Source organism: Rhizobium sp. BK602, assembly GCF_014195095.1.
In the GTDB taxonomy this organism is placed as follows: domain Bacteria; phylum Pseudomonadota; class Alphaproteobacteria; order Rhizobiales; family Rhizobiaceae; genus Rhizobium.
This window is the reverse complement of record NZ_JACIBC010000003.1, coordinates 31,264-57,965: the sequence shown is the minus strand read 5'-3', so window position 1 is coordinate 57,965 and position 26,702 is coordinate 31,264. Positions and strand designations below refer to the sequence as shown.

Annotated in this window: 25 protein-coding genes; 18 read left to right on the top strand and 7 right to left on the bottom strand. The window is 62.3% G+C overall.

The annotated features are described in order from the left end of the window. Positions 1–86: 86 nt before the first annotated feature. Entirely contained in the window at positions 87–791 is a 705-nt protein-coding gene (locus FHX11_RS10685) for a transcriptional regulator NanR (RefSeq protein WP_184357600.1), read from the bottom strand. A 184-nt stretch (positions 792–975) separates the two neighbouring features. Here FHX11_RS10685 and oiaX point away from each other — a divergent pair, with 184 nt between their 5' ends. The 16 genes from oiaX to ugpC all read left to right on the top strand — a co-directional run bounded on the left by oiaX (position 976) and on the right by ugpC (position 19,346). Continuing rightward, positions 976–2,235 carry a 3-oxo-isoapionate-4-phosphate decarboxylase OiaX gene (oiaX, locus tag FHX11_RS10680; RefSeq protein WP_184357599.1) on the top strand — a complete coding sequence of 420 codons (1,260 nt, stop codon included), beginning with the start codon at positions 976–978 and terminating at the stop codon, positions 2,233–2,235. 5 nt (positions 2,236–2,240) lie between these two features. Continuing rightward, positions 2,241–3,575, top strand: coding sequence for a four-carbon acid sugar kinase family protein (locus tag FHX11_RS10675; RefSeq protein ID WP_184357598.1), 1,335 nt, complete (start codon positions 2,241–2,243; stop codon positions 3,573–3,575). Between the two features lie 94 nt (positions 3,576–3,669). Further along, a complete protein-coding gene (locus tag FHX11_RS10670; protein WP_184357597.1) occupies positions 3,670–4,497 on the top strand; it encodes a phosphogluconate dehydrogenase C-terminal domain-containing protein in 828 nt (275 codons plus the stop codon). Between the two features lie 83 nt (positions 4,498–4,580). After that, positions 4,581–5,522 (top strand): D-ribose ABC transporter substrate-binding protein, encoded by a 942-nt coding sequence (locus FHX11_RS10665; RefSeq protein WP_184357596.1) that lies wholly within the window; start codon positions 4,581–4,583, stop codon positions 5,520–5,522. Between the two features lie 78 nt (positions 5,523–5,600). After that, positions 5,601–6,245, top strand: a complete 645-nt coding sequence (locus FHX11_RS10660) for a DUF2291 domain-containing protein (protein WP_184357595.1) — start codon at positions 5,601–5,603, stop codon at positions 6,243–6,245. Continuing rightward, positions 6,242–7,795, top strand: a complete 1,554-nt coding sequence (locus FHX11_RS10655) for a sugar ABC transporter ATP-binding protein (protein WP_184357594.1) — start codon at positions 6,242–6,244, stop codon at positions 7,793–7,795. Before FHX11_RS10660 ends, FHX11_RS10655 begins: the two co-directional genes overlap by 4 nt. After that, positions 7,792–8,856 carry an ABC transporter permease gene (locus FHX11_RS10650; protein WP_184357593.1) on the top strand — a complete coding sequence of 355 codons (1,065 nt, stop codon included), beginning with the start codon at positions 7,792–7,794 and terminating at the stop codon, positions 8,854–8,856. Before FHX11_RS10655 ends, FHX11_RS10650 begins: the two co-directional genes overlap by 4 nt. Before the next feature lie 2 nt (positions 8,857–8,858). After that, positions 8,859–9,893, top strand: coding sequence for a Gfo/Idh/MocA family oxidoreductase (locus FHX11_RS10645; protein ID WP_184357592.1), 1,035 nt, complete (start codon positions 8,859–8,861; stop codon positions 9,891–9,893). Continuing rightward, the gene (locus FHX11_RS10640) at positions 9,890–11,773 is read left to right on the top strand and encodes a hypothetical protein (protein WP_184357591.1); all 1,884 of its coding nucleotides are present in this window, start codon (positions 9,890–9,892) and stop codon (positions 11,771–11,773) included. Before FHX11_RS10645 ends, FHX11_RS10640 begins: the two co-directional genes overlap by 4 nt. 58 nt (positions 11,774–11,831) lie before the next feature. Further along, positions 11,832–12,851 carry a dihydroxyacetone kinase subunit DhaK gene (locus tag FHX11_RS10635; RefSeq protein WP_184357590.1) on the top strand — a complete coding sequence of 340 codons (1,020 nt, stop codon included), beginning with the start codon at positions 11,832–11,834 and terminating at the stop codon, positions 12,849–12,851. Beyond that, the gene (gene dhaL, locus FHX11_RS10630; protein ID WP_184357589.1) at positions 12,848–13,489 is read left to right on the top strand and encodes a dihydroxyacetone kinase subunit DhaL; all 642 of its coding nucleotides are present in this window, start codon (positions 12,848–12,850) and stop codon (positions 13,487–13,489) included. The genes FHX11_RS10635 and dhaL overlap by 4 nt, the downstream gene beginning before the upstream one ends. Before the next feature lie 84 nt (positions 13,490–13,573). Further along, entirely contained in the window at positions 13,574–14,827 is a 1,254-nt protein-coding gene (locus FHX11_RS10625) for an extracellular solute-binding protein (RefSeq protein ID WP_184357588.1), read from the top strand. Positions 14,828–14,921: 94 nt separating this feature from the next. Beyond that, entirely contained in the window at positions 14,922–15,821 is a 900-nt protein-coding gene (locus FHX11_RS10620; protein ID WP_184357587.1) for a sugar ABC transporter permease, read from the top strand. Next, positions 15,818–16,705 carry a carbohydrate ABC transporter permease gene (locus FHX11_RS10615; protein WP_184357586.1) on the top strand — a complete coding sequence of 296 codons (888 nt, stop codon included), beginning with the start codon at positions 15,818–15,820 and terminating at the stop codon, positions 16,703–16,705. The genes FHX11_RS10620 and FHX11_RS10615 overlap by 4 nt, the downstream gene beginning before the upstream one ends. Before the next feature lie 38 nt (positions 16,706–16,743). Continuing rightward, a complete protein-coding gene (locus FHX11_RS10610; protein ID WP_184357585.1) occupies positions 16,744–18,258 on the top strand; it encodes a DUF5060 domain-containing protein in 1,515 nt (504 codons plus the stop codon). A 23-nt stretch (positions 18,259–18,281) separates the two neighbouring features. Beyond that, the gene (gene ugpC, locus FHX11_RS10605) at positions 18,282–19,346 is read left to right on the top strand and encodes a sn-glycerol-3-phosphate ABC transporter ATP-binding protein UgpC (RefSeq protein ID WP_184357584.1); all 1,065 of its coding nucleotides are present in this window, start codon (positions 18,282–18,284) and stop codon (positions 19,344–19,346) included. Between the two features lie 12 nt (positions 19,347–19,358). On the opposite strand, the gene FHX11_RS10600 is transcribed toward ugpC, so the two are convergent. Both FHX11_RS10600 and FHX11_RS10595 read right to left on the bottom strand, forming a co-directional pair. Then, entirely contained in the window at positions 19,359–19,802 is a 444-nt protein-coding gene (locus FHX11_RS10600) for a DoxX family protein (protein WP_246780953.1), read from the bottom strand. Continuing rightward, complete coding sequence (locus FHX11_RS10595) at positions 19,799–20,161, bottom strand: hypothetical protein (RefSeq protein WP_184357583.1); 363 nt, start codon at positions 20,159–20,161, stop codon at positions 19,799–19,801. The genes FHX11_RS10600 and FHX11_RS10595 overlap by 4 nt, the downstream gene beginning before the upstream one ends. A gap of 187 nt (positions 20,162–20,348) precedes the next feature. Here FHX11_RS10595 and FHX11_RS10590 point away from each other — a divergent pair, with 187 nt between their 5' ends. Further along, positions 20,349–20,741, top strand: a complete 393-nt coding sequence (locus tag FHX11_RS10590; protein ID WP_184357582.1) for a hypothetical protein — start codon at positions 20,349–20,351, stop codon at positions 20,739–20,741. 61 nt (positions 20,742–20,802) lie between these two features. Here FHX11_RS10590 and FHX11_RS10585 read toward each other — a convergent pair whose 3' ends face one another. The 3 genes from FHX11_RS10585 to FHX11_RS10575 all read right to left on the bottom strand — a co-directional run bounded on the left by FHX11_RS10585 (position 20,803) and on the right by FHX11_RS10575 (position 24,433). Then, positions 20,803–21,930 carry an FAD-binding oxidoreductase gene (locus FHX11_RS10585; RefSeq protein WP_184357581.1) on the bottom strand — a complete coding sequence of 376 codons (1,128 nt, stop codon included), beginning with the start codon at positions 21,928–21,930 and terminating at the stop codon, positions 20,803–20,805. A 62-nt stretch (positions 21,931–21,992) separates the two neighbouring features. Continuing rightward, positions 21,993–23,504, bottom strand: coding sequence for an amino acid ABC transporter permease/ATP-binding protein (locus FHX11_RS30050; RefSeq protein WP_184357580.1), 1,512 nt, complete (start codon positions 23,502–23,504; stop codon positions 21,993–21,995). Positions 23,505–23,605: 101 nt separating this feature from the next. After that, a complete protein-coding gene (locus FHX11_RS10575) occupies positions 23,606–24,433 on the bottom strand; it encodes an ABC transporter substrate-binding protein (protein WP_184357579.1) in 828 nt (275 codons plus the stop codon). 188 nt (positions 24,434–24,621) lie between these two features. Between FHX11_RS10575 and FHX11_RS10570 the strand changes: the two genes are divergently transcribed. After that, a complete protein-coding gene (locus FHX11_RS10570) occupies positions 24,622–25,701 on the top strand; it encodes a LacI family DNA-binding transcriptional regulator (protein WP_184357578.1) in 1,080 nt (359 codons plus the stop codon). A 12-nt stretch (positions 25,702–25,713) separates the two neighbouring features. Here the strand turns inward: FHX11_RS10570 and FHX11_RS10565 are convergent, their stop codons facing one another. Beyond that, positions 25,714–26,637, bottom strand: coding sequence for a DMT family transporter (locus FHX11_RS10565; RefSeq protein ID WP_184357577.1), 924 nt, complete (start codon positions 26,635–26,637; stop codon positions 25,714–25,716). Between the last annotated feature and the right edge of the window lie 65 nt (positions 26,638–26,702).

Below are 26,702 nucleotides of genomic sequence, written 5' to 3'. Positions count from 1 at the left end.
AACATTCAGCCACGAGGTATTGCATGAAGCTGAACCGGCGCTGAAAATTGCGCGACGGCAATGCTGCAATGCGAAAGAAACATTCGTTATTTGGTGTATAGCGCCCGTGACCGTTCCAGATGCTTCAGCACGGCGGCTTCCGCGCCGTCCGCGTCATTGGCCGCAAGCCGCTCCAGAATCTCCTCATGCTCGACAAGGGTAAACTTTTCCTTGCCCGTCCAGATGAGCATCTCCGTATGATAGGCCTTCAGCCAGGCCAGCATCGCCTCGCTGACGGCGACGAAGATCGGGTTGCCGGAGATCTGCGCGATGCGGGTATGAAACTGCATGTCGGCGGAAATGAAATCCTCGGCATGCCCCAGCGATTCGCGCTGACGCTCGATGATATCCTTGAGATCGGCAATGTCGGCCTCCGTCGCGCGCGGAGCCGCCTCCCTGGCCATGCCGCGCTCGAAGAAGATGCGGGCGGTCTTCAGATGTTCGAGCGAATCCGCCGACTGCGACAGCATGATCTTCGCCGTCAAATCCACCTGCCGGAAAATCGACTTCGCGGTCAATTGCAGCACTTTCGCGCGTTCACCATGCGAGATGCTGACAAGGCCCTTGTTGGCAAGCGATTGCATGGCCTCGCGGATCGCCGGTCGGCCGACGCCGAAGCGTTCCATCAGGACACGCTCCGACGGCATCTCATCGCCGGGCTTCAATTCGCCCGATGTGATCAACCGCTCCAGTCGGTCGAAGACTTCGTCAGAGAGCTTCCGACGGACGATTTGTTCGATTGGCTGGCTCATGACATCTCGCTGGCTCAAGGCTTTTCTTACTTATGCAACGTCAAATGGTGCGGAGAAAGCCTGTTCGAAACGATGGGATATCTCCTGAACAAAAAAATCATTGCAGAAGTTGGAATACTCATTATACCAGATCACGAGTTGACGCCACGACAAAATCGTCGGCGAGAGGAGCAACCAGCAATTCATGAGCATTATCGTTACCTACCGTATCGAAACGCCCGGCAGCATCGAGGCGATGGCCGACAAGATCGCCAGCGATCAGTCGACGGGCACCTTCGTGCCGGTTCCCGGCGAAACGGAAGAGCTGAAATCGCGAGTCGCGGCACGGGTGATCGGCATCCGGCGGCTGGAGAATGCTGACCATCCGAGCTGGCCGGAAGTCGCCGAGGGCCATGGTCCGCTCCATCGCGCCGATGTCGACATCGCCTTTCCGCTCGAGGCGATCGGCACCGATCTTTCGGCATTGATGACGATCGCGATCGGCGGCGTCTATTCGATCAAGGGCATGACGGGCATCCGCATCGTCGACATGAAGCTGCCGGACGCCTTTCGCGGCGCCCATCCCGGCCCGCAATTCGGCATAGCCGGCAGCCGGCGCCTGACCGGGGTCGAGAAACGTCCGATCATCGGCACGATCGTCAAGCCGGCGCTCGGACTGCGCCCGACAGAGACCGCCGAACTGGTCGGCGAACTGATCAGCTCCGGCGTCGATTTCATCAAGGACGACGAGAAGCTGATGAGCCCCGCCTACTCGCCCCTGAAGGAGCGGGTCGAGGCGATCATGCCGAAGATCCTCGACCATGAGCAGAAGACCGGCAAGAAGGTCATGTATGCCTTCGGCATCTCGCATGCCGATCCCGACGAGATGATGCGCAATCACGACCTCGTCCTGAAGGCCGGCGGCAATTGCGCCGTCGTCAACATCAATTCCATCGGCTTCGGCGGCATGAGCTTCCTGCGCAAGCGTTCCGGCCTGGTGCTGCATGCCCATCGCAACGGCTGGGACGTGCTGACGCGCCATCCGGGCGCGGGCATGGATTTCAAGGTCTATCAGCAATTCTGGCGCCTGCTTGGCGTCGACCAGTTCCAGATCAACGGCATCCGCGTCAAATATTGGGAGCCGGACGAAAGCTTCGTGGAGTCCTTCAAGGCGGTGAGCACGCCGCTCTTCGATCCCGCCGATTGTCCGCTGCCCGTCGCTGGTTCGGGCCAATGGGGCGGCCAGGCGCCGGAGACCTATCGGCGCACCGGCCGGACCACGGACCTGCTTTATCTCTGCGGCGGCGGCATCGTCAGCCATCCCTTCGGACCGGCGGCCGGCGTGCGCGCCGTCCAGCAGGCCTGGGAGGCGGCGGTCGCCGACATTCCGCTCGAAGACTACGCCAGGGATCATCCGGAGCTTGCCGCTTCGATTGAAAAATTCAGCGACGGCAAGGGCGCTTAGCGGCAATGAACGATCTTCTTATCAGCTATTACGGCGACGATTTCACCGGCTCCACCGACGTCATGGAGGCGCTCGCCTCGAACGGCGTGCCGACCGTACTGTTTCTCGGCATTCCGGATGCCGGCCTGCTGGAACGGTTCAAGGACTGCCGCGCCATCGGCATTGCCGGAACGAGCCGCAGCCAGACGCCGGACTGGATGCAGCGGCATCTGACGCCGGCGCTGAAATGGCTGAAAGGCCTCGGGGCAGACATTTGCCATTACAAGGTCTGCTCTACCTTCGATTCCAGCCCGCAGATCGGCAATATCGGCAAGGCGATCGAGATCGGCCATGCGCTTTTCGCCCAGCCCTTCGTCCCGGTCGTGGTGGGGGCGCCGCAGCTCAAGCGCTACACCGCCTTCGGTCACCTCTTTGCCGCCTATCAGGGCGACGTCTACCGCATCGACCGTCATCCGGTGATGTCCCGCCATCCGGTCACTCCGATGGACGAGGCCGATCTGGCACTGCATCTCGGCAAGCAGACCTCCCTGCCCGTCAGCCTTGCCGATCTGGTGACGATCTCAGCCGAGGATGCGGACGAGAGGCTGGATAGACTTGCCGCCAAGTCCGGCGGCATCATGCTTCTCGATGTCGACGGCCCGCAAACGCAGGCCGCGGCGGGGAGGCAGCTCTGGCGCCTGAAGACGCAGGGCGGCTTCTTCGTTGCCGGCTCCTCCGGCGTGGAATACGCCCTGCTAGCCGCCTGGCGCGACCAGGGTCTGATCGGCGAGCGACCGGCCTTCGCATCGCCGGGCAAGGTCGAGCGTCTCGCCGTTGTGTCCGGCAGCGTTTCGCCGACGACCGAACGGCAGATACGCCAGGCAACCGCGGATGGTTTCGACGGTATTCCTATCGATCCGATTGCGCTCGTCTCGGACGCTGCCGGCCAGGCAATCGAGGATGCTGCCCGCGCCGGCATAGACAGGTTGAAGGCCGGCCGCAGCGTCATCCTGCACACGGCACTCGGCCCGTCTGCGGATCGCGGCTCCGATATCGATCGCATCCCCGGTGCGCGCCATCGCCTCGGCCAGTCCCTTGGCATCATCCTGCGCCGCATCGTCGAGCATGAGCAACTCAGCCGCGCCGTCATCGCCGGCGGCGACACCTCGAGCCATGCCCTCAAGGAGTTGCGCGTGGAGGCGCTGACGACGCTGCTGCCCCTGCCCCAGACGCCAGGTTCGCCGCTTTGCCTTGCCCATGGCGGCTATGTGCCGACCAACGGGCTGCAGATCGCGCTCAAGGGCGGCCAGGTGGGAACGGACGACTATTTCGCGCAGATTCGCGATGGACGAGGAGCGTAGCCGCGCATCTGCACGAATGCTCACTCATTGGAGTGATCATTGACTCATCATACCACTTGCGATACCACAATTTGAACAGGACGAGGAAGAAAACATGACAGCAATCGCTCTTTTCGGCGCCGGCGGCAAAATGGGATACCGGCTGGCCAAGAACCTGAAAGGCTCGCGTTTCGACGTGCGTCATGTCGAAGTCAGCGATGCGGGCAAGGCGCGCCTGAAAAACGACCTCGGCATCGATGTCGTGCCAGCCGACGATGCCCTGAACGGTGCGGAGGTCGTCATTCTCGCGGTGCCGGATACGCTGATCGGCAAGGTCGCGGCCGGTATCGTCGACAAGCTGAAGGCGGGCACCATGGTCGTCGCTCTCGATGCGGCCGCCCCCTTCGCCGGCCATCTGCCGAAGCGCGACGATCTCACCTATTTTGTCACCCATCCCTGCCATCCCCCTATTTTCAATGATGAAACCGAGATGCAGGCAAAGAAGGATCACTTCGGCGGCCTGTTTGCCAAACAGCACATCGTCTCGGCGCTGATGCAGGGACCGGAAAGCGCTTATGCGCTGGGCGAGGAGATCGCCAAGGTCATCTGGGCACCGGTCATGCGCTCGCATCGCGTCACGGTCGAGCAGATGGCGATGCTGGAGCCGGGCCTGTCGGAGACCGTCTGCGCTTCGCTGCTGGTCGTCATGCGCCAAGCCATGGATGAATGCGTTGCCCGCGGTGTGCCGGAAGAAGCAGCCCGCGACTTCCTGCTCGGCCACATGAACGTTCTGGGCGCCGTCATCTTCAAGGAAGTCGACGGCGTATTCTCGGATGCCTGCAACAAGGCGATCGAATTCGGCATTCCCGCGCTGATGCGCGACGACTGGAAGAATGTCTTCGAACCGCAGGAAATCGCAGCCAGCATCCAGCGCATTACCTGAGGAGATCCCCAGGGAGGGCGTGGCCCTCCCTCTTTTCATAGCCCTGCCGGGAACAGGGCCTGTTTCATAATCGGGAGGAAACCATGAAACTGACACGCAGACTGACGCTTGCGGCCCTTGCCGGCGCTCTTGCCCTGGGCACGGCCGCGCCTGCCTTCTCGGCGGACCTGATCGCCATTATCACCCCGGCGTTTGACAACCCCTTCTTCAAGGCCGAGGCCGTCGGCGCCGAAGCCAAGGCAAAGGAACTGGGCTACGAAACGCTCGTCATGACGCATGACGACGACGCCAACAAGCAATCGGAAGTCATCGATACCGCGATCGGCCGCGGCGCCAAGGCGATCATTCTCGACAATGCCGGCGCCGACGCGACGGTCGCCGCGCTGAAGAAGGCGAAGGATGCGGGCATCCCCTCCTTCCTCATTGACCGCGAAATCAACGTGACCGGCATCGCCGTTGCCCAGATCGTTTCCAACAACTACCAGGGCGCTCAGCTCGGCGCGCAGGAATTCGTCAAGCTGATGGGCGAGAAGGGCAATTATGCCGAACTCGTCGGCCGCGAAGCCGACACCAATGCCGGCATCCGCTCGCAGGGCTATCACGACGTCATCGACGACTATCCGGACCTGAAGCTGGTCGCCAAGCAATCGGCGAATTGGAGCCAGACGGAAGCTTACGCCAAGATGGAAACCATCCTGCAGGCAAATCCGGATATCAAGGGCGTGATCTCGGGCAACGACACCATGGCCATGGGCGCCATCGCAGCCCTTCAGGCCGCCGGCCGCAAGGACGTGATCGTCGTCGGCTTCGACGGCTCCAACGATGTGCGCGACTCGATCAAGGCGGGCGGCATCAAGGCGACGGTCATGCAGCCGGCTTATGCCCAGGCCCAGAAGGCGGTCGAGCAGGCAGACGCCTACATCAAGAACAAGACGGCGCCGAAGGACGAGAAGCAGCTGATGGATTGCGTTCTCATCAATGCCGACAATGCCGACAAGCTCGAGACCTTCGCGCTGAAGCAATAATGGCGGACAGAGCAATCTGGAGAGCATGGAGACCCCATGCTCTCCGGACATGTTTCCCATGAGATAGAGGTGCATTGCATGTTGAGGATCAGGGGCGCGGTCGTGGCCGCCATGCTGGTCGCAGCGCTGCCCGGCTGCAAGATCATCAAGACGCCGACGCCTGAGGAAAAGGCGGCCGAGGCGGCAAAGAGCGCCTTCGATCCCGCGACCAAGGTCGACGCGATCTGGCAATCGCAGGTCCTTCCGAACCTTGAAAAACGCGCGGGCGATTTCAAGACGGTACTGCAGGCCGTGGCATCGAACCCGGACGAGGCCGGCGCCAAATACGGAAATCCTCGCAAGCAGGCCTCATCGCCCTGGACCTATGCGGTCAAGCTCACCGGCAAGATCGCCGCCGCCGATACTGCCTCAAGAGCCGCAACGCTCGACGTCGATGTGGATGGCGACGGCAAGGCGGACGCGAAAGTGCAGATCGGCCCGGCCATCCGCGGCACGGCGCTGCGCGACGCGCTGGATTTCCTCGATTTCAATGCTTTCCGGAACCAGATCGAATGGGCGCAGTTCGGCAAAGCCTTCAACGAGAAGGCAAACAGCTCCTTCCTCGCCGCTTTGCCGCGTGAAGGCCTCGTCGGCAAGACGGTCACCGTGACCGGGGCCTTTCCCCTGCCCTCATCCGGCCAGTTGCCGCTGATCACGCCTTCGGCGCTGACATTGGGGCAATGATCATGAGCGAGGCAGCAGGCAAGGACGACATCATTCTTCGTCTCGAAGACGTGTCCAAGGTCTATTCGGGCATCGTCGCGGTCAAGCGCGCCAATCTTGAGCTACGGCGTGGCGCCGTCAACGTGCTCGTCGGCGAAAACGGCGCCGGCAAGTCGACGCTGATGAAGATCATCGCCGGCGTGGAGCGCCCCACGGCCGGCCGCATCGTGCTGGAAGGCGAAGAGGTCTCCTTCGACAGCCCGGCCGACGCGCAGGCACGCGGCATCGGCATGATCTTCCAGGAGCTCAATCTCTTCGCCAACATGACGGTGGCCGAAAACATCTTCGCCACGCGTGAAATCACCCGCGGCGTCTTCGGCATCGATCACAAGGCGCAGGTCGCCAGGGCCAACGAATTCCTCGACCGACTGGATGCCGGCATCTCCGCCGAGACCATGGTCGAGGACCTGCCGATCGGGCAGCAGCAGCTTGTCGAGATCGCCAAGGCCATCTCGCTTGATGCCCGTATCCTGATCATGGACGAGCCGACATCGGCGCTGTCTGCAGCGGAAGTCGACATTCTTTTCAAGGTGATCGCCGAGCTGAAGGCGCAAGGGGTGGCGATCGTCTATATCTCGCACCGGCTGGAAGAGCTGATGCGGATCGGCGATTACATCACCGTGCTGCGCGACGGGCAGATCACCGGCCAGGCGATGGTGCGCGATATCGACACGAAATGGATCGTCCGTTCGATGATCGGATCGGACGCCAAGGATTTCGCCAAGGATGGCGGCCATACCATCGGCAAGGAGGCTTTCCGCGCCGAGGAGATCAGCCTGCCACGGCCAACAGGCGGCCTTGCCGTCGATCATGTCTCGCTTTCCGTCCGCGCTGGCGAAATCCTCGGCATCTACGGCCTGATGGGTGCCGGCCGCAGTGAATTCTTCGAATGCGTCATGGGCCGGCACATGCATTCCACCGGCAGGATCTTCATCGATGGCGCCGAAATCCGCGAACGCGACACCACCCGCCGCATCCGGCGCGGCCTGGCACTGATCCCGGAAGATCGGCAGCGCGAGGGACTGGTGCAGGTACTCTCCATCGCCAGCAACCTGACGCTCGCAAGCCTCGGACGCTTCGCGCGCCTCTTCCACATCGATGCCGGCGCGGAAAAGGGCGCCATCCGCGAGATGATCCGCGATCTGTCGATCAAAGCTCCCAATCCGGACTTCGAAGTCACGTCGATGTCGGGCGGCAACCAGCAGAAGGTGGTCATCGGCAAGGCGCTGATGACCGATCCCAAGGTCCTGCTGATGGACGAACCGAGCCGGGGCATCGATGTCGGCGCCAAGGCCGACGTCTTCCGCACCATGCGCAGGCTCGCCGGCAAGGGATTGGCAATCCTGTTTTCAACCTCGGACCTTGAAGAGGTCATGGCACTTTCCGACCGCATCGCCGTGCTCAGCAACGGCAAGCTGATCGCCGTCTTCGACAGGAGCGAAGCAACGGAGGAGGCCATCGTCGCGGCATCAGCCAAGGGACACGGACATACAAAGGAACTCGCGTCATGACGGCGGATACGTCTTCTACTTTCGCGGCCAAGCGGCCGAACGGCTCTGTGCTCCTGACGCTGATGAAGCTCAGGACTTTCATTGCGCTCTTTGCCGTCATCATCTTCTTCGCCATCTTCGCGCCGAACTTCACCTCGACGGCCAACATGATCCTGATGTCGAAGCATGTGGCCCTCAATGCGTTCCTCGCCATGGGCATGACCTTCGTCATCATCACCGGCGGCATCGATCTTTCGGTCGGCTCCATCGTCGGTCTCTGCGGCATGGTGGCCGGCGCGCTGATCCTCAATGGTGTTGAATTACCAATCGGTTATACCGTTTATTTCAACATATATGAGATCATCCTGATCACGCTTGCCGTTGGCCTACTGATCGGGCTCATCAACGGACTGCTCATCACCAAGCTCAACGTCGCGCCCTTCATCGCGACACTCGGGACGCTCTATGTCGCCCGCGGCCTGGCGCTCTTGTCCTCCGACGGCCAGACCTTTCCGAACCTGGTCGGCAGACCGGAATTCGACACGACCGGCTTCGATGTCTTCGGCGCCGGCCGGATGCTCGGTCTTCCCGTCTCCATCTGGATTCTCATCATTCTGGCGCTGGGGGCCGCCTATGTCGCCCGCTCGACGCCGATCGGCCGGCATATCTTCGCCGTCGGCGGCAACGAGCGCGCGGCGCGCATGTCCGGCATCCGCGTCGACGTGGTGAAGATCTTCGTCTACATGTTCTCCGGGCTGTGCGCCGCCATCGTCGGCATCGTCATCTCGTCGGAACTGATGGCCGCGCATCCGGCGACCGGCGAAAGCTTCGAGCTCAACGCCATCGCCGCCGCCGTGCTCGGCGGCACCTCGATGTCGGGCGGGCGCGGCACGATCGGCGGCACGATCATCGGCGCCTTTGTTATCGGCATCCTCTCCGACGGGCTTGTGATGATGGGCGTCTCCTCCTTCTGGCAGATGGTCATCAAAGGGCTGGTCATCATCATCGCCGTGGTCGTCGACCAGGCACAGCGCCGCCTCCAGCAGCGCGTGACGCTCATGCAGATGGCAAAGGCAGGCTGAGAATGACGGAACTCAAGGGTGCGCTCATCGGCTGCGGCTTCTTCGCGGTCAACCAAATGCATGCATGGAAGGACGTCGACGGTGCGGCGATCGTTGCGATCTGCGATCGCGATCCCGAGCGGTTGAAAATCGTCGGCGATCAGTTCGGCATCGAGCGACGCTACAGCGACGCGGCGGCGCTGTTTGCCGATGGCGGCTTCGACTTCGTCGATATCGCCACCACCGTGCAGAGCCATCGCGGCCTGGTCGAAATGGCGGCAAAGCATAAAATTCCGGCCATCTGCCAGAAACCCTTCGCGAAGTCGCTGGGCGATGCCAAGGCCATGGTCGAGACGTGCAGAAATGCCGGCATCCCACTGATGGTACATGAGAATTTCCGCTGGCAGACACCGATACAGGCCGTGAAGCAGGCTCTGGACTCGGGCGCCATCGGCGAACCTTTTTGGGGACGCTTTTCCTTCCGATCCGGCTATGACGTCTTTTCGGGCCAGCCCTATCTTGCCGAAGGCGAGCGTTTCATCATCGAGGATCTCGGCATCCACACGCTCGATATCGCCCGTTTCATCCTGGGCGATGTGACCAGGCTCAGCGCACGGACGAAGCGGGTCAATCCGAAGATCAGGGGCGAGGACGTCGCCACGATCCTGCTGGACCACGACAACGGTGCCACCTCGATCGTCGATGTCAGCTATGCGACCAAATCGGCGACCGAAGCCTTCCCCGAAACGCTGGTCGAGATCGATGGAAGCCAGGGAACGATCCGGCTGTCGCAGGGCTATCGCCTCGAAATCCATGGCCCCGACGGCACGACGATCACGGACGTCTCGCCAAAGCTGCTCTCCTGGGCATCACGACCATGGCACAATATCCAGGAAAGTGTCCTGGCGATCCAGCAACACTGGACGGACCGCCTGAGATCGGGCGGCGAAACCTCCACCTCGGGCGCCGACAACCTCAAGACGTTCGCCCTCGTCGAGGCTGCCTATGACAGCGCCGCGACGGGAAGGACGGTCGAGATCGGAGCACTGCTGCGATGACCGCCGGAGCCGATGCCTTCCAGCTTTTCGGAACACGCAAGACCGAAGTTCCACCGGTCCGCCTGAGCGCCGGCAAGCTGGAGGTCGACGTCAAGGACGGCAATCTGAGAACCGTCACCTATGACAGAACCGAAGTGCTGCGCGCCGTCTCCTATCTGGTGCGCGACCGCGACTGGGGCACGTATGCCCCGTCCCTGTCCGAGCTGAAGATCGATCAGGGCACTGACGCCTTTTCCGTCAGCTATGTCGCGAGCTGCCACGGCCCGGACGAGACCAGGCTCGACATCCGCGTGCGGATTTCGGCCGAAGCCGGCGGCCCCGTCATCTTCGATGCGGAGGCGTTCTCCGATACCGGCTTCGAGACCAACCGCTGCGGTTTCTGCATCCTGCATCCGATCGTCGGCATCGCCGGTGAACCGGTCTCGGTGGAGCATGTCGACGGCGCGCGCGAGGATACGCGTTTTCCCGACCTCATCGAGCCGTGGCAACCCTTCAAGGACATGCGAGCGATCACGCATACGGTCATGCCGGGGGTTACGGCGGAGTGCCGGATGGAAGGCGATACGTTCGAGATGGAGGACCAGCGCAACTGGTCGGATGCCTCCTACAAGACCTATGTCCGGCCGCTGGCCCTGCCCTGGCCCTACCAACTGCCAGCCGGCGAGCCCGTTCGCCAGCGGATCGTGCTGACGATCACCGACGGACGGCCAGATCTCGTCACGCCGGCTGCCGCGCCCTCGACCGATCGGATCGTCACGATCACACCGGGAACGAAGAGCGGAACGATGCCGCAGATCGGCCTCGTCATCACGCCGGAGGAGGCAGATGCGACGCTGGCGGCGGGCGACGTTCTGAGCGCTATCGGAGCCCAGGAGCTGCTGTTCCATTTCGACCCGAATGCCGGCCATGGCGCGGACGCGTTTCGGACCTTTGCTGCGCTTGCCCGGCCGCATGCCGGCACCTCGACGCTGGAAATCGCCCTGCCCTGCAAACGATCGCCACTCGCCGAAGCCGAGGAAATCGCCGGCTGGATGCAGACGGCCGGCTTCCGGCCGGATGCGATCCTCATCTCGCCATCGGTGGACAGGCAGTCAACGCCGCCGGGCAGCCAATGGCCGGAATGCCCGCCGCTCGAAGAGGTCTATGCGGCAGCGCGCAGGGCATTCCCCGGCATTCGCCTCGGCGGCGGCATGCTCAGCTATTTCACCGAGCTCAACCGCAAGCGCGTGCCGGCGAAGCCGCTCGACTTCATCAGCCATTGCACCAACCCGATCGTGCATGCGGCGGACGATCTCAGCGTCATGCAGACGCTGGAGGCGCTGCCTTTCATCACCCGCTCGGTACGCGCCATCTATGGCGACAAGCCCTATCGCATCGGCCCATCCACCATCCCGATGCGGCAAAATCCCTATGGCAGCCGGACGATGGACAATCCCGGCGGCGAGCGTATCGCCATGGCGAATACCGACCCACGGCACAACGCCCGCTTCGCCGAGGCTTTCGCGCTCGGCTATGCGGCAAGCGTGCTCGATGCCGGGCTGGAATGCCTGACGCTTTCGGCATTGAGCGGACCGTTCGGCCTGATCGCCGGCAACAACGAACCATCGCTTGCTGGTGGCAGGCGCCCATTGTTCCATACGGTCGCTACCCTTGCCAGCCTTGCCGGCAGCCCATGGCGGGAATGCGTGTCGTCCGATCCCGCCGCCGTTATGGCCTTCATGGCCACGCCTGCGAAAGCGGCGCGGCAACTGGTGCTGGTCAACATCACCGCCATGCCGCAGCGTCTCGATCTCGCCTCGTTCCGGCTGGCGGGCGAACCTGCCGATGGCATGGTCACGCTTCAGCCCTATGCTACCGCTTCGCTTGCACTGGCGGATTGACCTAAGCTCGCGAACGCGCATCTTAGTCTTCTGAATCGCAGCGATCGGGAGGATTGGCGTGAAGACGAAGAAGCTTATCAATGACGGCGCGGCCGCCGTGGACGAAATGCTGGCGGGCATTCTGGCTGCCCACCCCCATCACCTTCGCGCCCTTGAGGGATCGCCGCGCTCGATCATTGCCAAGCGTGGGCCTCGGCCCGGCAAGGTCGGCCTGGTCATCGGCGGTGGCTCGGGGCATGAGCCGAGCTTTCTCGGCTTCGTCGGCAAGGGGCTTGCCGATGCGGCCGCCATCGGCAACGTCTTCGCGTCGCCGCCGCCGGATCCGATCATCGAATGCGCCAAGGCCGTCGACAATGGCGCCGGCGTCATGTTCATGTATGGCAATTATGCCGGCGACGTCATGAATTTCGACATGGCGGCCGAGATGCTTGCCATGGACGATATCGAGGTGCGCACGGTGTTGACGACCGACGACGTCGCCTCCGCGCCCGTCGACCAGCGCGACCGCCGGCGCGGCGTGGCCGGCAATGTCTTCGTCTTCAAGGTGGCGGGTGCGGCCTGCGATCTGATGTACGGCTTCGACGAGGTGGAGCGCGTCGCGCGGCGGGCCAACGACCGCACCTACACGATGGGCGTGGCGCTCTCTCCCTGCTCGCTGCCGCAGACCCTCAAGCCGAACTTTCAGCTCGGCGAGGACGAGATGGAGATCGGCATGGGCATTCACGGCGAGCCGGGCGTCGCCCGTGGTCCGCTGAAATCGGCCGACGAGGTGACGACCGAGCTTCTCGACCGCATTCTCGGCGAGATGAAACCCAAGCGCGGCGACCGGGTGGCCGTGCTGGTCAATTCGCTCGGCTCGACGCCGCTGATGGAACTCTACATCATCATGCGCAAGGTCAAGATGGTCCTCGAGCAGGCCGGTATCGAAATCCACCTGTCGCTGGTCGGCAATTACTGCACGTCGCTGGAAATGGCCGGCGCCTCGATCACGCTGATGCATCTGGACGACGAGCTGCAACGCCTCATCGATCACCCCTGCGATTGCGCCATGTTCCGCTCCGGTGAGGCCGGCAAATGACCGATATCACCGTCAAGGATCTGATATCGCTCTTCACGCTGATCGCCGAGACGACGGCGCGCGAAAAGGAGCGGCTGTGCGAACTCGACGGCGTGATCGGCGATGCCGATCACGGGATCGCCATGGAACTCGGTTTTTCGGCCGCCGCCAAAGCCGTCTCTGAACTGGACCCGGCAACTGCCGACCCCACGCTGGTCTTCAATACCGCCGCCAAGGCTTTCCTGAACGCGGTCGGCGCCTCTTCCGGCCCGCTCTACGCCACCGCCTTCATGCGGGCTGGCGCCGCCGTCAAGGGCAAGGTGTCACTGAGCGAAGACGACATGGTGAGCGTGGTTGCGGCACTCGCCAGAGGCATCCAGGATCGTGGCAAGGCGGAGATCGGGGAAAAGACGATGGTCGACGCCTGGGCACCGGCGGCAAAAGCCTGCGAGGCCGCCAGACAACAGGGCCTGCCGCTTGCGGCATGCCTCGCCGAGGCTTTGAAAGCGGCCGAAGCCGGAATGGAAGCGACCAAGGATATGATCGCCGCAAAGGGGCGATCCTCGCGGCTCGGCGAACGCGCGCTCGGTCATGTCGATCCGGGTGCCGCCTCCGCGGTCGTCGTCATTTCGTGCCTGCATACCCTCTTCTCACCCTAATGCTGATAAGCTCATCATACCAGTTGACATGTGACGAGTGATTTGCCAAAACCGCCTTCAGCAATGTTCTGGAGGAGGACCGGCATGCGTATCACCCATAAATTTGCGAAGCATTTCGGCGCGATCGCGATTGCCGCGGCGGCCTTGACGGCAACCAATGCCGCCGCCGAGGATCTGACGCTCTGGACGCTGAATTTCGACAATGGCGGCGCCAACGCCGCCCTCAAGAAGATCGCGACGGATTTCGAGGCCGCCAATCCCGGCACGCATGTCGAAATCGTCCAGCGCGGCGTCGATGAGCACAAGACCGCCCTTCGCGTGGCGGCCGGTTCCAGCAAGGGTCCGGATATCTATTTCAGCTGGGCCGGCCTCGGCCTTGGCGGCGAATATGTGAAGGCCGGCATGTCGCTGCCGCTGGACAAATATTACACACAGTACAAGTGGAACGACGAACTGCTGCCCTCGGCCGCGGCCTTCGCCGATCTCTATCCGGGCGGCAAGCACGGTGTACCCTTCACCTTCAAGGGTGAAGCGATCTATTACAACAAGAAGCTCTTCCAGAAGGCTGGTATCACCGGCGAGCCGAAGACCTATGAGGAGCTGCTGGCTGCGGCCGACAAGCTCAAGACCGCCGGCATTCCGGCCTTCACCTTCGGCGGCTCGGTCAACTGGCATGTGATGCGCCTGATGGACGTGCTCCTGGAAACCAAGTGCGGCGCCGACAAGCATGATGCGCTGATGGCCATGAAGCTCGACTGGACCAAGGAAGCCTGTGCGACCGACGCTTTCACCGAGTTCGCCAAATGGACGAAGGACTATACGCTGCAGCCCTTCATGGGGATCAGCAACCAGCAGTCCTATACGCTGTTCGTCGCCGGACGGGCAGCGATGATGCTGGAAGGCGACTGGCTCGTGAACCAGCTGAGCGGCAGCGGGGTCAATCTCGACGATTACGGCATCGTACCGTTCCCGACGAATACGAACCGGCTCTATGGTTTTGCCGAATACAATTACGTCAGCACCAAGAGCAAGAATCCCGACCTCGCCGCCAAGTTCCTCGACTATTTCCTGTCGACCAAGGTGCAGCAGGATCTCGTCGGGCAGATCAGCTCGATCTCGGTCAACAAGAACGTCCAGTATACCAACCAGAAGCCGCTCGAGGCGAAATGGCTGGATATCTTCAAGACCTACAGCAAGGTCTACATGAACGGCGACCAGGCCTTCCCGCTCGATGTCACCACCGAATACTTCCGGGTGATCAACGATGTCGCAGCCGGCAACAGCCAGCCGGCCGATGCGGTAAAGCAGCTGCAGACCTTCATCGCTGGCCGTACCTGACAAGTCCGGCGAGCCGCGGGCCTGAACATCGATCGCGCCCGCGGCTCCGCCCACTTCAATGCCCACGCGTCAGCCGCCGCCGGGAGCAATCAGAATGTCATTCCGAAATCGAATACATGATCCTCGCGTGCAGGCGCTGGTGCTGCTCGCCCCGGCCATGCTGATCTACGCGATTTTCGCGCTCTACCCGATGCTGAACGTCCTCGTGCTCAGTTTCCAGAAATGGAACGGGCTGGATCCGCAGCGCCCCTTCGTCGGCCTGGCGAACTATCGATATATCTTCACGCAGGACCCGGTCTTCTGGGTCGCCTTCAAGAATACGGTGATCTGGACGATCATGTGCGTGATCTTCCCGCCCATGGTGGGACTGCTGCTGGCGCTGAGCCTCAACCAGAAGCTCTTTGCCCGCAACACCTTCCGCGCGATCTTCTATCTTCCCGTCATCATCGCCCCGATCGCGGTCGCCACCATGTGGAAGTGGATGTACGATCCCTTCTTCGGCCTCTTTACCGAAATCCTGACGTCGATGGGGCTGCAGGGCTGGATCCAGGACTGGCTCGGCAACAAGACCGTCGCACTTTATTCCGTCTTCGTCGCCTATCTCTGGCAGTCGGTCGGCTTTTCCATGGTGCTGTTCCTCGCCGGTCTGCAGGGCGTCTCGCAGTCGCTGGTCGAGGCCGCACGCATCGACGGCGCCGGGCGCTGGGCCATCTTCAAGCACGTCACCTTCCCGGCACTGCGCACGACGATCACCATCGTGCTGGTGCTGTCGATCATTTCGTCGCTCAAAGCCTTCGACATCGTTTACGGCCTGACCGGCGGCGGGCCGGCGCAATCGACACAGATGCTGGCGCTCTGGGCCTTCACCCAGGCGATGCAGATCTTCGATTTCGGCCGTGGCGCGGCAATCTCGGTCGTGCTGCTGCTGATCACCATCGCCATCGTCATCCCCTATCTGCGGTGGACGCAAAAGCATGAGGAAGCCGAACAATGACGGCAACATCGGCCCCATCCATCTCTGACGGCTTCGAGACCACCGCCCCGGCAAAGCGTCGGCGCGATCCGATCCTGATCGCACTCTGGCTGGCGCTGCTCACCGTCGCGCTGATCTGGCTCGCCCCCTTCGTCTTCATCGTCTTCACCTCGCTGAAAACGCAAGCCGACGTCACGACGACGGGAGCCTTCATGCCACCCCTCGATCCGGCATTCGGGAACTATTCCAGCGCCTGGGGCCGCGGCGATTTCGCCAACGCCTTCTTCAACAGCGCCATCATCACCGTGATCAAGGTGCCGCTCGGGCTCATCCTGTCGGCCATGGCCGCTTATGCACTCGCCAAGATTCCGCTGAAGAGCGGCAAGGCCCTGCTGCTGCTCGTCGTCTTCGGAACGATGATCCCCTTCCAGGTCATGCTGGCGCCGCTGTTCACGCTGGTCAATTCACTGGGGCTCATCGACACCTATCCCGGCGTGATCCTGCCCTATATCGCCTTTGGCGTGCCCTATCAGGTCTTCATCCTGCATGGCTTCTTCAAGGGCATTCCGAAAGAACTCTCCGAGGCGGCGCTCATCGACGGCGCCAGCCATTTCACCATCTTCCGCCGCATCTTCCTGCCGGTCTGCCTGCCGGTGCTCGCCGCCCTGCTGATCCTCGACTTCGTCTCGACCTGGAACGAATTCGCGATGGCGCTGGTGCTGCTGCAGGACCAGCACATGTGGACGCTGCCGCTCGGGCTGATGTCCTTCCAGGGGCAGTTTTCCAACGATTACGGGCAGCTCAACGCCGCGATCGTCATGACCGTGCTGCCGGCAACGCTCGTCTATCTCATCTTTCAGCGCTACTTCGTCTCCGGCCTCACCTCCGGCGCCGTCAAGGGCTGATCCGCCATCCAGTCCGCAAGTCTTTCGAGGAGAACATCATGTCCAGTGCAAGCGTCGAAAAATGGGGTGTCTTCGAGGCCGCCTTCGATGGCCCGTCCGGCGGCAATCCCTATCTCGACGTGGCATTCGATGCCGTTTTCAGCCAGAACAGCCGCGAGATCCGCGTACCCGGTTTCTACGACGGCAACGGCGTCTACCGCGTGCGCTTCATGCCCGACAACGAGGGCGATTGGTCTTTCCGGACGCGCTCTAAGACCCCGGCGCTCGACGGCAAGACCGGTTTCTTCACCGCGACGAAACCCTCGGCGGGCAATCATGGCCCCGTACGTGTGCGCAACAAGTTCCACTTCGCCTATGCCGATGGCAAGCCGTTCCTCTCCTTCGGCACCACCTGCTATGCCTGGACGCATCAGCCGCTCGCGATGCAGGCGCAGACGCTCGCGACGCTGGAGAAAGCCCGCTTCAACAAGATCCGCATGGGCGTCTTCCCCAAGGACTATCCCTATAACGTCAACGAGCCGCTTTATCCCTGCTTCGAGAAAGGCGCCGACGGCAAGGAGGATTTCGACCGGCCGAACCCCGTCCTCTTCCGCCATTTCGAACAGCAGGTCGCAGCCCTTTGCAAACTCGGCATCGAGGCCGACATCATCATGTTCCACCCCTATGACCGCTGGGGCTATGCCGACATGTCGGCCGAGCAGGATTTCCGCTATGTCGCCTATCTTGCCGCCCGCCTTGCCGCCTATCGCAATGTCTGGTGGGCGCTTGCCAACGAATACGACTTTCTGCTCGACACCAAGCCGGTGGCGCAATGGGATCGCTATTTTCATATTCTGGAAGAGAACGATCCCTACGGCCACCTGAAGTCCATCCATAACGGCGATCCGACGATGAACTTCGATCATCGCAAGCCCTGGGTCACCCATACCTGCATCCAGAACTGGGACGTCAAACGCACGCAGGAATGGCGCGACGCCTATGGCAAGCCCGTCGTCAACGACGAGCCGGAATATGAAGGCAACATCATCCAGTCCTGGGGCAATCTGACGGCGCAGGAACTGGTGCATCGCTTCTGGATCACGGCGACGCGCGGCGGCTATGCCGGCCACGGCGAAACCTATTCGCATCCGGAAGACCTGATCTGGTGGGCCAAGGGCGGCGAATTGCGCGGCGAGGCCTGGAAGCGTATCGGCTTCCTGCGCGACCTTTTGGAACAGGATGTCGTCAACGGGCTCGAGCCGCTCGCCGCCACCGGCGAATGGCCCTGGACCCGCGTCTCCGGCGCAAAGGACGGCGATGTCACCTACATCTATCTCGGCGAGCACCAGCCCGTCGTCTGGTCGACCGGCCTGCCCCTGGACGGCACCGATTACGATGTCGACATCATCGACACCTGGGAGATGACGATCGCCCCCGCAAGGAAGGTGGATGCCCCGATCCCGCATCCGACGCGGCATGGCGCCATCGTGCGCGGCGGCGAACCGGACGCCGCCTTCGGCGTCGAACTGCCCGGAAAACCATACCAGGCCCTGCGCGTCCGCAAGGCGCGCTGAATAAGCCTTACAGGAGAGATCGCATGTCGGGACTGACCATCAGGAACGTCAAGAAATCCTACGGGGCGGTGGATATCATCCATGGCGTCGATGTCGACATCTCGGACGGCGAGTTCGTCATTCTCGTCGGGCCTTCCGGCTGCGGCAAGTCCACGCTTCTGCGCATGATCGCGGGCCTGGAGGAGATCACCGGCGGTGAGATCTCGATCGGCGGGCGGGTGGTCAACAACCTGCAGCCGAAGGACCGCGACATCGCCATGGTCTTCCAGAATTATGCGCTCTATCCGCAGATGACGGTGGCGCAGAACATGGGCTTTGCGCTGGAGCTTGCCGGCGCGAAGCGTCCCGAGATCGATCGGAAGGTCGGCGAGGCCGCGCAGATCCTCGGCCTGCAGCCCCTGCTCGGCCGCAAGCCCGCGCAGCTTTCCGGCGGCCAGCGCCAGCGTGTCGCCATGGGCCGCGCCATCGTGCGTGACCCGAAGGTCTTCCTGTTCGACGAGCCGCTCTCCAATCTCGATGCCAAATTGCGCGTCAAGATGCGTGCCGAAATCAAGGCGCTGCATCAGCGGCTGAAGACGACGATCGTCTATGTCACGCACGACCAGATCGAAGCCATGACCATGGCCGACAAGATCGTCGTGCTGCAGGGCGGCAGGGTCGAACAGATCGGAACGCCGCTCGAACTCTACGACCGGCCAAGAAACGTCTTCGTGGCGGGCTTCCTTGGATCGCCCGCGATGAATTTCCTCGAAGGCAGGCTGACGGGCGGATCTACGCCGAAGCTGCTGTTATCAAGCGGCACCGCGATCGAGCTTTTGTCGGCACCGGACCAGGCTGATGGCAAGGAGGTCATCGTCGGCATCCGCCCCGAGGACCTATCCTTTGCCATCGACGGCGGCGTGCCGGCCACGGTCACCGTCATCGAACCGACCGGATCGGAGACCCATGTCGCGCTCGATCTCGAAGGCCGCGAACTCACCTGGGTCATGCGAGAACGCGCCGAGTTGACGCCGAACCAGACGGTAAAGTTGTCTCTGAAGTCGCCGAATGTCCACTTCTTCGACAAGGCGAGCCAGCAGCGTCTTTAAGGCTTCCGGTTCCTAGCGCATCGCCTTGAAGCGGTGCCATGCCACCATGACCAGGCAACCGAGCAGGACGATATTGATCGCCAGCGCGTGGCTGGCATCGGCATGCAGCGACGTCATGATGACTGCGACTGTCTGAAGCAACAAGAGTGCCGTGGCAGCCACGGGCGCCATGGCGACAAGCACGCCGAGCATCGCCGGCACCAGCAGCGCGCCGGCGGACGTGAGTTCGAGAATACCGATGGCGCGGACGGCCCATTCGGGGAGGATGTTCACGGACCCGATGCCCAGATTGCCGAGATATTCGATCGGCTTCGACATCTTCAGCAGGCCCGAGAGCGCAAACAGCATGGCTGCGGAGGCTTCCATCAGCCAGATCAGGGCACGTCTCAATTCGCCGGCAGTCTCAAGGGAAACCGCTCCGGGCTGTTCCGTATGATGACGTCCGGCGCTCATCATTGCGGCGCACGCCTTTCGGCATCGCTGATGACCGCCAGGACGCGCTTGACGAAGGCGGCGCCATCGAACTGCTTCGGCCCGCCGTCGGAGGAATGATCGGGCCGCTCGAATATGAAAGCCTCGAGATTGACCACCGGCAGCTTCAACCGCCTCCGTACCTGACCGATCATCGCGGTATAAGTCACCACAACCTGATAGCCGTTCGGCTCGAATGCGCCATCGATCCCCGAGGCCGGCAGAGCCGCGACCGTCAGGCCGCGCGCCGACAGCACGGAGCCGATACGCGTGGCGACCTGCGGATTGTCGAGGCAGATCAGCACGTCCGTCTGGCGATGGGATGAAGGAGAATCAAAAAGCATCCAGCGACCTCTGTTCGAATTCGGGCCGAACATAGAGCTTTGCAATGTAAAGCGGTGTTTTATCTTGTTGCATTTTGTTGCAGCGGCCGCCGCAAACTAAAAGAATTCGCCGCAATGCAATGCAACACATGCGCTGCGGGAAAGCTGGTTTCCTTTTCCTCGCCCGATTCGGGCAAGGAGACCGGATTTGAAACCAAGCAGCAATGCCAGATCGAGCAACGCGGACGAAACGCCGCACCGACTGATGGCCATAAGGCATTTTCTCGGCAAACAGGAGCGCGTCTATCTTTGGACCGCCTGCCTCTGTTGCAATCTGCTCTTCCGCACTATCGGCGCAAGCCCCCGCCAATTCATCATCTTCAACATCCTGGCGCTGCTGGGTCTGGCTGCGAAAACCTTGGAGGCGATCCCTATCGAAGCCGGCAAACCCTCGGCTACGACAGACGATCGGCCCCCAGCCACAAGGGATTGGAGACCGATATTGAGCTTTGCAATTCAGCTGCTAGTCGCCTGCTACGCAATGACGGTTCTGGTCGACAATCTCGCCACGAGCCCAGCCTTGCTTGGCACCATCCGTTAGGAAGTTCAGATCCGCCGACCGAAAACCCCACCGTGCCGGCGAGGTCTTCGGCCCTTATATGTTACCTGGAGAAACGCTCCGGCCGGAAATCGGCGAGTAGCGGATGGCGCTTCCCGGTGGCGATCTCGTCCGCCAGCAATTCGCCCGCGATCAGGCCAAGCGTGGCGCCGCTATGGCTGAAGGCGACGAAATAGCCGGGGATGGATTGCAATTCGCCGAATACGGGATCGCCATCGCCGGGGATCGGCTTGGGGCCGACGCCATAATCCGCCAGCTCCAGGGTCGGATTGCCCTCAAGTACCCTGGATGCTTCTCGCAGCAGGCCTTCAAGCGTGGATGGCCTGATCGCGTAGCTGCCATCCGCATTGACGCCCACCTCCTCCTCGGACCAGGCGGAATCCAGCGCAAAGGCGCCGTCCGGCGTCGGACGGATGGCGACCCGCGGCGTGTTCAGAACCGCCTTCAGCGGATGCTGGACCGGCTTCGTCCTGACGAGCAGCGCGATCGGCGTGCCGTCGGCGATATGCTGACCCGCTTCGGCAGCGATGGCGGGAACCGCTCCGCCGGCGGCGAGCAGCACGGCATCAGCTTCCCAGCGAACCCCGTTTTCGGTCGTCACACCGCGGGCACAGCCCTCTTCGACATTGACGGTGGCGCGACCGGCATCCGTGACGATCTCGCCGCCCAGTGCCATAAACTCCTCCGCCAGGAGACCGATCAGCGACGGCAGGTCCACCCAGCCCTCGCCCGGATTGAATTTGGCGCCCTGCGGCGTCACCGCGCTTGCATCGACGCCGGGCGTCGTCGCGGCGATCTTGCCCGGCGCGAGCAATTGCGCGTGATAGCCGAGATTGCGCTCGTAGTCGAAGACCTCGGCAATCTCATTTTTATCATCATCCGCATCCCAGGTCAGGCCGCCGTCGAAACGCAGCCAGCGCGCATCCGGATATTTGGCTGATAGCGTGCGATAGCGGTCGATCCCGGCAAGGCGCAGCCGGTGATAGGCCAGCGAACGCTTGCGCGCCGAATTGAGCCAGGCGAGCGACCGGCCGGATGCGCCATTGGCCAGCGGGCCGTCATTGATGAGCACGGTGCGGACCCCAAGCCGCGCAAGGTGAACGGCCGTCGAGACCCCGAAAATCCCGCCGCCGACGACAATGACCTTCGAAGGCTGAGTGGAAGCATGCATGTTGATGACCCTATTCGTGATTGACGTTGCAATGGCAAGACGGCTCGGACGGCCATCTCATATCAGAGAACCTCCGCGAGAAAGCGTTTGAGCCGCTCGCTCTGGGGATTGTCGAAGATCTGCTGCGGCGGCCCCGCCTCGATGATGCGGCCTTCGTCCATGAATACGACCTGGTCGGCCACCCTGCGGGCAAATCCCATCTCGTGGGTGACGACCGCCATGGTCATACCCTGGCGGCCGAGATTGGCCATCAGGTCGAGGACGCCCTTGACCAGTTCGGGATCGAGCGCGCTCGTCACTTCGTCGAAGAGAACCACCTCGGGGTCCATGGCAAGAGCGCGCGCGATCGCGACGCGCTGCTGCTGTCCGCCCGACAGACCGGCCGGGCGGTGATCCTTGCGACCGGCAAGCCCGACCTCGGCAAGGCGCATCTCGGCGATCTTGCATGCCGCGCTCTTCGGCATCTTCTTGATCTTCGTCAGCGACAGCATGACGTTTTCAAGCGCCGTATGATCGGGAAACAGATTGAAGTGCTGGAACACCATGCCGACGCGCCGGCGCAAGCTTTCGGGCCGCATCGTCAGAATGCTTTCGCCATCCAGCACGATATCGCCGCGCTTCGGCTCCACCAGCCTGTTCAGGCACCGCAGCAGCGTCGACTTGCCCGAACCGGAGGGGCCGATGATGCAGGTGACGGTGCCGGCGGCGATATCCAGATCGACACCCTTCAGCACCTCTAGATCGCCATAGGCCATGCTGAGATCACGGATCTTGAGCGTGCCGCCCTTGAAGCGCGTCCGGCTTTGGGCGGAGGCAGCCTGCAATTCGTCCACTTCGACAAGCCCGCTGGCCGCACCCGAGCCTCGCCCCTGCCGCCCAAGCCGCAACCGAGCATCGATATAATTGACGAGATGGGTGAGCGGCACGGTGATGACGAGATAGAATATGCCGGCCAGCAGCAAGGGCGACAGATTGCCCGTCACGACGGCCTGATCCTGGCCGACACGGAAAATCTCACGCTCGGAGGCCAGCAGACCGAGAAAGTAGACGAGGCTCGAATCCTTGACATTGCCGATGAACTGATTGACCAGCGCCGGCAGGACACGCCGCACACCCTGCGGGATGACGATCAGCCGCATCCCCTGGCCGTAGCTCATGCTGAGCGCCCGGCAGGCTTCCATCTGACCGCGCTCGACGCTTTGAATGCCGGAGCGGAAGATCTCGCCGATATAGGCGCCGGCGATCAGGCTGAGCGCGATGATGCCGAGTGGATAGGGCGACGGGCCGAACAATTCGCGGCCGATGCGGGCGAAGCCCTGCCCGATGATCAGGATGGTCACGATCGCCGGCAGGCCACGGAAGATATCGGTATAGATGCGTGCGGGAAGGCGCAGCCACCGCGACTGCGAAATGCCCATGACGGCCAGCACCATGCCGATGATGACACCGAGCACGGTCGAGGCGGCGGCCAGGATCAGCGTGTTCTTGAGCCCGACGCTGATCATGCTCGGCAGCACTTCCGCCATCGCATCCCAATCCAGGAAGCTGCGGCGGAGATTTTCAAGCCAGTTCATCCAATTCCCCATGAATTTCCGGCGGCGCAGCGACGCGCCGCGTCCGGCCGGCTATCAGCCCGCCGACGAAGCGCCGCCCACAAGTCACGGGCGGCGTTTCTTCACTTCTTGGGCAGATACTGCTCGGGCATCGGCGAACCCGGAAACCACTTTTCATAAAGCGTCTTCCAGGTGCCGTCCTGCATCGCTTCGTGAAGCGCCTTGTTCAAAGCCGTGCGGAAGGCATCATTTCCCTTGCGGATCACGAAACCCGCAGGCGCATCGAAGGAGGGAATATTCACGGCCACCTTCAGCGAGGGATAGCGCTCGCCATATTGCTTGGCCGCTTCGTAGTCGAGAAAATGCGCATCGATCGTGCCGTTGTTGAGCGCGGCCACGGCGGAGTTATTGTCGGGGAACTTCACCAGGTCGGTGCCAGCGAAATTCTTCGTCGCATAGACCTCCTGCAAGGTGCCCTGCACGACGCCGAGACGCTTGCCCTTGAGGCCGGTGGCATCCTTGATGGCGGCATCCGGCGTCAGGATGGAGAGATAGCCCGCGAGGTAGCCGTCGGAAAAATCCACCGTCTTCTTACGTGCTTCCGTGGTCCCGATCGCGGCAACCGCCACGTCGAAACGCTCATTGGCCACGGATGGCATCAGGGCCGAGAATTCCTGGCCGGTGAAGGTCACCTTGTCCTTCGAGAATCCCATGCGGGAAACGACATTGAGGAAAAGCTCGATATCGAAACCGGTGAACTGACCGTCCGCGGTGGCGAAAGTATAGGGCTTTGCATCGCCCATCGTCCCGACGCTGATGCCTTTCGGATCGATGAGGTTGTAGGGATTGTCTGCCGCGGCGGCCACCGATGCGATGCCGACCGCCAGAAGATATGCCAGGACGCCAGTGCGCAATGAAGCGATGGCGGCGAATATGCCTGATCTGTTCATGTTGGTTCTCCGCTCTGAAGGGATGCTCTTATCGGCATTTTCTGCGTGATCTAGCGCTCCCTCGCCGTGCCTTGCCGGCAGAAGGATTTGCATAAGAGACCGGTCTCATTTATAAAGAGACCGGTCTCAATTGATATTTGTTAACTTGAGATTGACCTTCCGTCAACAACTCTTGTAACCGTCCCTTCATGGAAAACACCGCCGCTCCGAAGCGTCCCGTCACCGTCGCCGATGTCGCAAGAGCGGCCAAGGTCTCCAAGGCCACGGCAGCCCGTGTCCTCGGCGGCTATGGGGTCGTCAGTGACAAGATCCGGGCCCAGGTGATGGCCGCGGCAACCGCACTCGGATACCGGCCGAACGAGCTTGCCCGCAGCATGACGACAGGGAAATCCGGCATTATCGGCGTCGTCGTCGGCGATATCGAGAATGCCTTCTTCAGCCTCGCGGTCCGCGGTATCAGCGACGTTGCCCGCATGGCGGGCTTCAATGTCATCATCGCCAATTCCGGCGAGGAGCTCGAGGCGGAGAAATCAGCCGTCGACCTCCTGATCGGCAAGCGCGTCGACGGCCTGATCGTCACACCCGCGCGCTGCGACCGGATGGAGCATCTTCAGGATGCCCTGCGGGTCGGCGTTCCCCTCGTGCTCTTCGACAGAACCATTCCCGAACTGGGTGTCGACGCAGTGACCGGCGACGATCGGGATGCCGCCATATCGGCAACGCGGTATCTTCTGGAAGAAGGCCATCGCCGCATCGGCTATATATCCGCCATGGACATTGACGGTGCTCCACTGGTCGACAGCCGTCAGATTTCCAATTCCGCCGTACGCGAGCGCATCGAAGGTTTCCTGGCCGCACAGACAGGTGCGGCGCCGACCGATCCGCGGCACTACGTGCGGCTTGGCGCCACGAACCAGCAACGCACCGATGACGTCGTCAAACGCCTGCTCGCCGAAGAGCATCCACCGACAGCGCTTGTCACGTCAGATAGCCTCGTTGGGTTGCGCGTGTTCCGCTCCCTACAGTCCTTGGGCCTCTCCATCCCCAGGGACATGTCGATGATCTCTTTCCTGGACGCGGATTGGACCACGGTCACTGCCGCGCCGATCACCGTCGTCGACCAGCCGGTCTATCAAATGGGGAAAAAGGCCGGCGAAAGGCTGATCTCCCGATTAAACGGCAAGGACCTGCCGATAGAGCGGACCATCGTCAAGACCAGCCTGATCAGACGCGGCTCGGTGGCATCGCCCTCCCCGGCCGAGCCTTGAGCCTTCGGCCGCTCAGTTTCCGTTCTGCCAGCTCTTGCCCAGACTGCTCCGGCTGGAGCGAAGATCGAAGACCGTATGGCAGACAACCGTGACGAAGATGATGGCGCCGCCGAAGAAGGTCGCGACCGGCGGCCGTTCGGAAAAGAACAACCAGACCCAGAAGGGCGTGAGCACGATCTCCATCGCCCCGATCAGGGCGGCGTCCGCCGGCGGCATGCGCTTGGCGCCGGCGAGGAACAGCACAAGCGCCAGCGAAAAGTTGGTCGCGCCGAAAGCGGCAAGCACCAGCCAATTATGCGCGTCGAGCGAGCCGGCCGAACCGAAGGGCGCGAAGATGACGAAGGTCAGAAAGCCGCTGACGATCGTCGGCGGCAGGCTCGGCACGCTGCGGTCGATGCGCGGGATGATGATGATCAGCGCGAAGGACGCCGTCATGCCGAGCGCCAGCAGATCGCCGAAACCAGTGCCGCCACCGACCGAGGAGGCAACGATGACGGCAACGCCGAGCAGGCTGACGCCACCCGCGACAAGCGTGCGCCTGGGCACCCGCTCCTTCAGGATCGCCCAGCCGAACAGAGCGGCCATGAACGGCGCGGTGGCGTAGATCATCGTCACGTTTGCGACGGTGGTCATGTAGAGCGCGCCGATGAAACAGGCCTGGCTGAAGGTCTGGCAGGCGATCATCGCAAGGCCCGAGGGGTGAAAGACCGAACTCCATTGCCGGCGCGAGAAACCGCCCTCGAGAAAGAAGCTCGGAATGAGCAGGAAAAGCCCGCCAAACAGCGAACGCCAGGCGATCGCCGTCCAGATGTCCGTCGTCAGAAGCCGCGTATAGACGCCGCTGGCGCTCCAGGCGAGCGTTGCCGCAACGACGAGAACAAGCCCTTTCTCGTATTCGCTGGTGCGGAAGGATCGGGCCGGAAGCTGGATAGTCATGCGCGGAATCTCTGAAACGGGAATCTGAATGGATCGACCTTGTTTGCGCCGATATTTGACATCAG

Bases quoted from the DNA above. Each gene is read 5' to 3' on its own strand.
- FHX11_RS10685 (WP_184357600.1), bottom strand. From the start codon at position 791: ATGAGCCAGCCAATCGAACAAATCGTCCGTCGGAAGCTCTCTGACGAA.
- oiaX (WP_184357599.1), top strand. From the start codon at position 976: ATGAGCATTATCGTTACCTACCGTATCGAAACGCCCGGCAGCATCGAG.
- FHX11_RS10675 (WP_184357598.1), top strand. From the start codon at position 2,241: ATGAACGATCTTCTTATCAGCTATTACGGCGACGATTTCACCGGCTCC.
- FHX11_RS10670 (WP_184357597.1), top strand. From the start codon at position 3,670: ATGACAGCAATCGCTCTTTTCGGCGCCGGCGGCAAAATGGGATACCGG.
- FHX11_RS10665 (WP_184357596.1), top strand. From the start codon at position 4,581: ATGAAACTGACACGCAGACTGACGCTTGCGGCCCTTGCCGGCGCTCTT.
- FHX11_RS10660 (WP_184357595.1), top strand. From the start codon at position 5,601: ATGTTGAGGATCAGGGGCGCGGTCGTGGCCGCCATGCTGGTCGCAGCG.
- FHX11_RS10655 (WP_184357594.1), top strand. From the start codon at position 6,242: ATGATCATGAGCGAGGCAGCAGGCAAGGACGACATCATTCTTCGTCTC.
- FHX11_RS10650 (WP_184357593.1), top strand. From the start codon at position 7,792: ATGACGGCGGATACGTCTTCTACTTTCGCGGCCAAGCGGCCGAACGGC.
- FHX11_RS10645 (WP_184357592.1), top strand. From the start codon at position 8,859: ATGACGGAACTCAAGGGTGCGCTCATCGGCTGCGGCTTCTTCGCGGTC.
- FHX11_RS10640 (WP_184357591.1), top strand. From the start codon at position 9,890: ATGACCGCCGGAGCCGATGCCTTCCAGCTTTTCGGAACACGCAAGACC.
- dhaL (WP_184357589.1), top strand. From the start codon at position 12,848: ATGACCGATATCACCGTCAAGGATCTGATATCGCTCTTCACGCTGATC.
- FHX11_RS10625 (WP_184357588.1), top strand. From the start codon at position 13,574: ATGCGTATCACCCATAAATTTGCGAAGCATTTCGGCGCGATCGCGATT.
- FHX11_RS10620 (WP_184357587.1), top strand. From the start codon at position 14,922: ATGTCATTCCGAAATCGAATACATGATCCTCGCGTGCAGGCGCTGGTG.
- FHX11_RS10615 (WP_184357586.1), top strand. From the start codon at position 15,818: ATGACGGCAACATCGGCCCCATCCATCTCTGACGGCTTCGAGACCACC.
- FHX11_RS10610 (WP_184357585.1), top strand. From the start codon at position 16,744: ATGTCCAGTGCAAGCGTCGAAAAATGGGGTGTCTTCGAGGCCGCCTTC.
- ugpC (WP_184357584.1), top strand. From the start codon at position 18,282: ATGTCGGGACTGACCATCAGGAACGTCAAGAAATCCTACGGGGCGGTG.
- FHX11_RS10600 (WP_246780953.1), bottom strand. From the start codon at position 19,802: ATGATGAGCGCCGGACGTCATCATACGGAACAGCCCGGAGCGGTTTCC.
- FHX11_RS10595 (WP_184357583.1), bottom strand. From the start codon at position 20,161: ATGCTTTTTGATTCTCCTTCATCCCATCGCCAGACGGACGTGCTGATC.
- FHX11_RS10585 (WP_184357581.1), bottom strand. From the start codon at position 21,930: ATGCATGCTTCCACTCAGCCTTCGAAGGTCATTGTCGTCGGCGGCGGG.
- FHX11_RS30050 (WP_184357580.1), bottom strand. From the start codon at position 23,504: ATGAACTGGCTTGAAAATCTCCGCCGCAGCTTCCTGGATTGGGATGCG.
- FHX11_RS10575 (WP_184357579.1), bottom strand. From the start codon at position 24,433: ATGAACAGATCAGGCATATTCGCCGCCATCGCTTCATTGCGCACTGGC.
- FHX11_RS10570 (WP_184357578.1), top strand. From the start codon at position 24,622: ATGGAAAACACCGCCGCTCCGAAGCGTCCCGTCACCGTCGCCGATGTC.
- FHX11_RS10565 (WP_184357577.1), bottom strand. From the start codon at position 26,637: ATGACTATCCAGCTTCCGGCCCGATCCTTCCGCACCAGCGAATACGAG.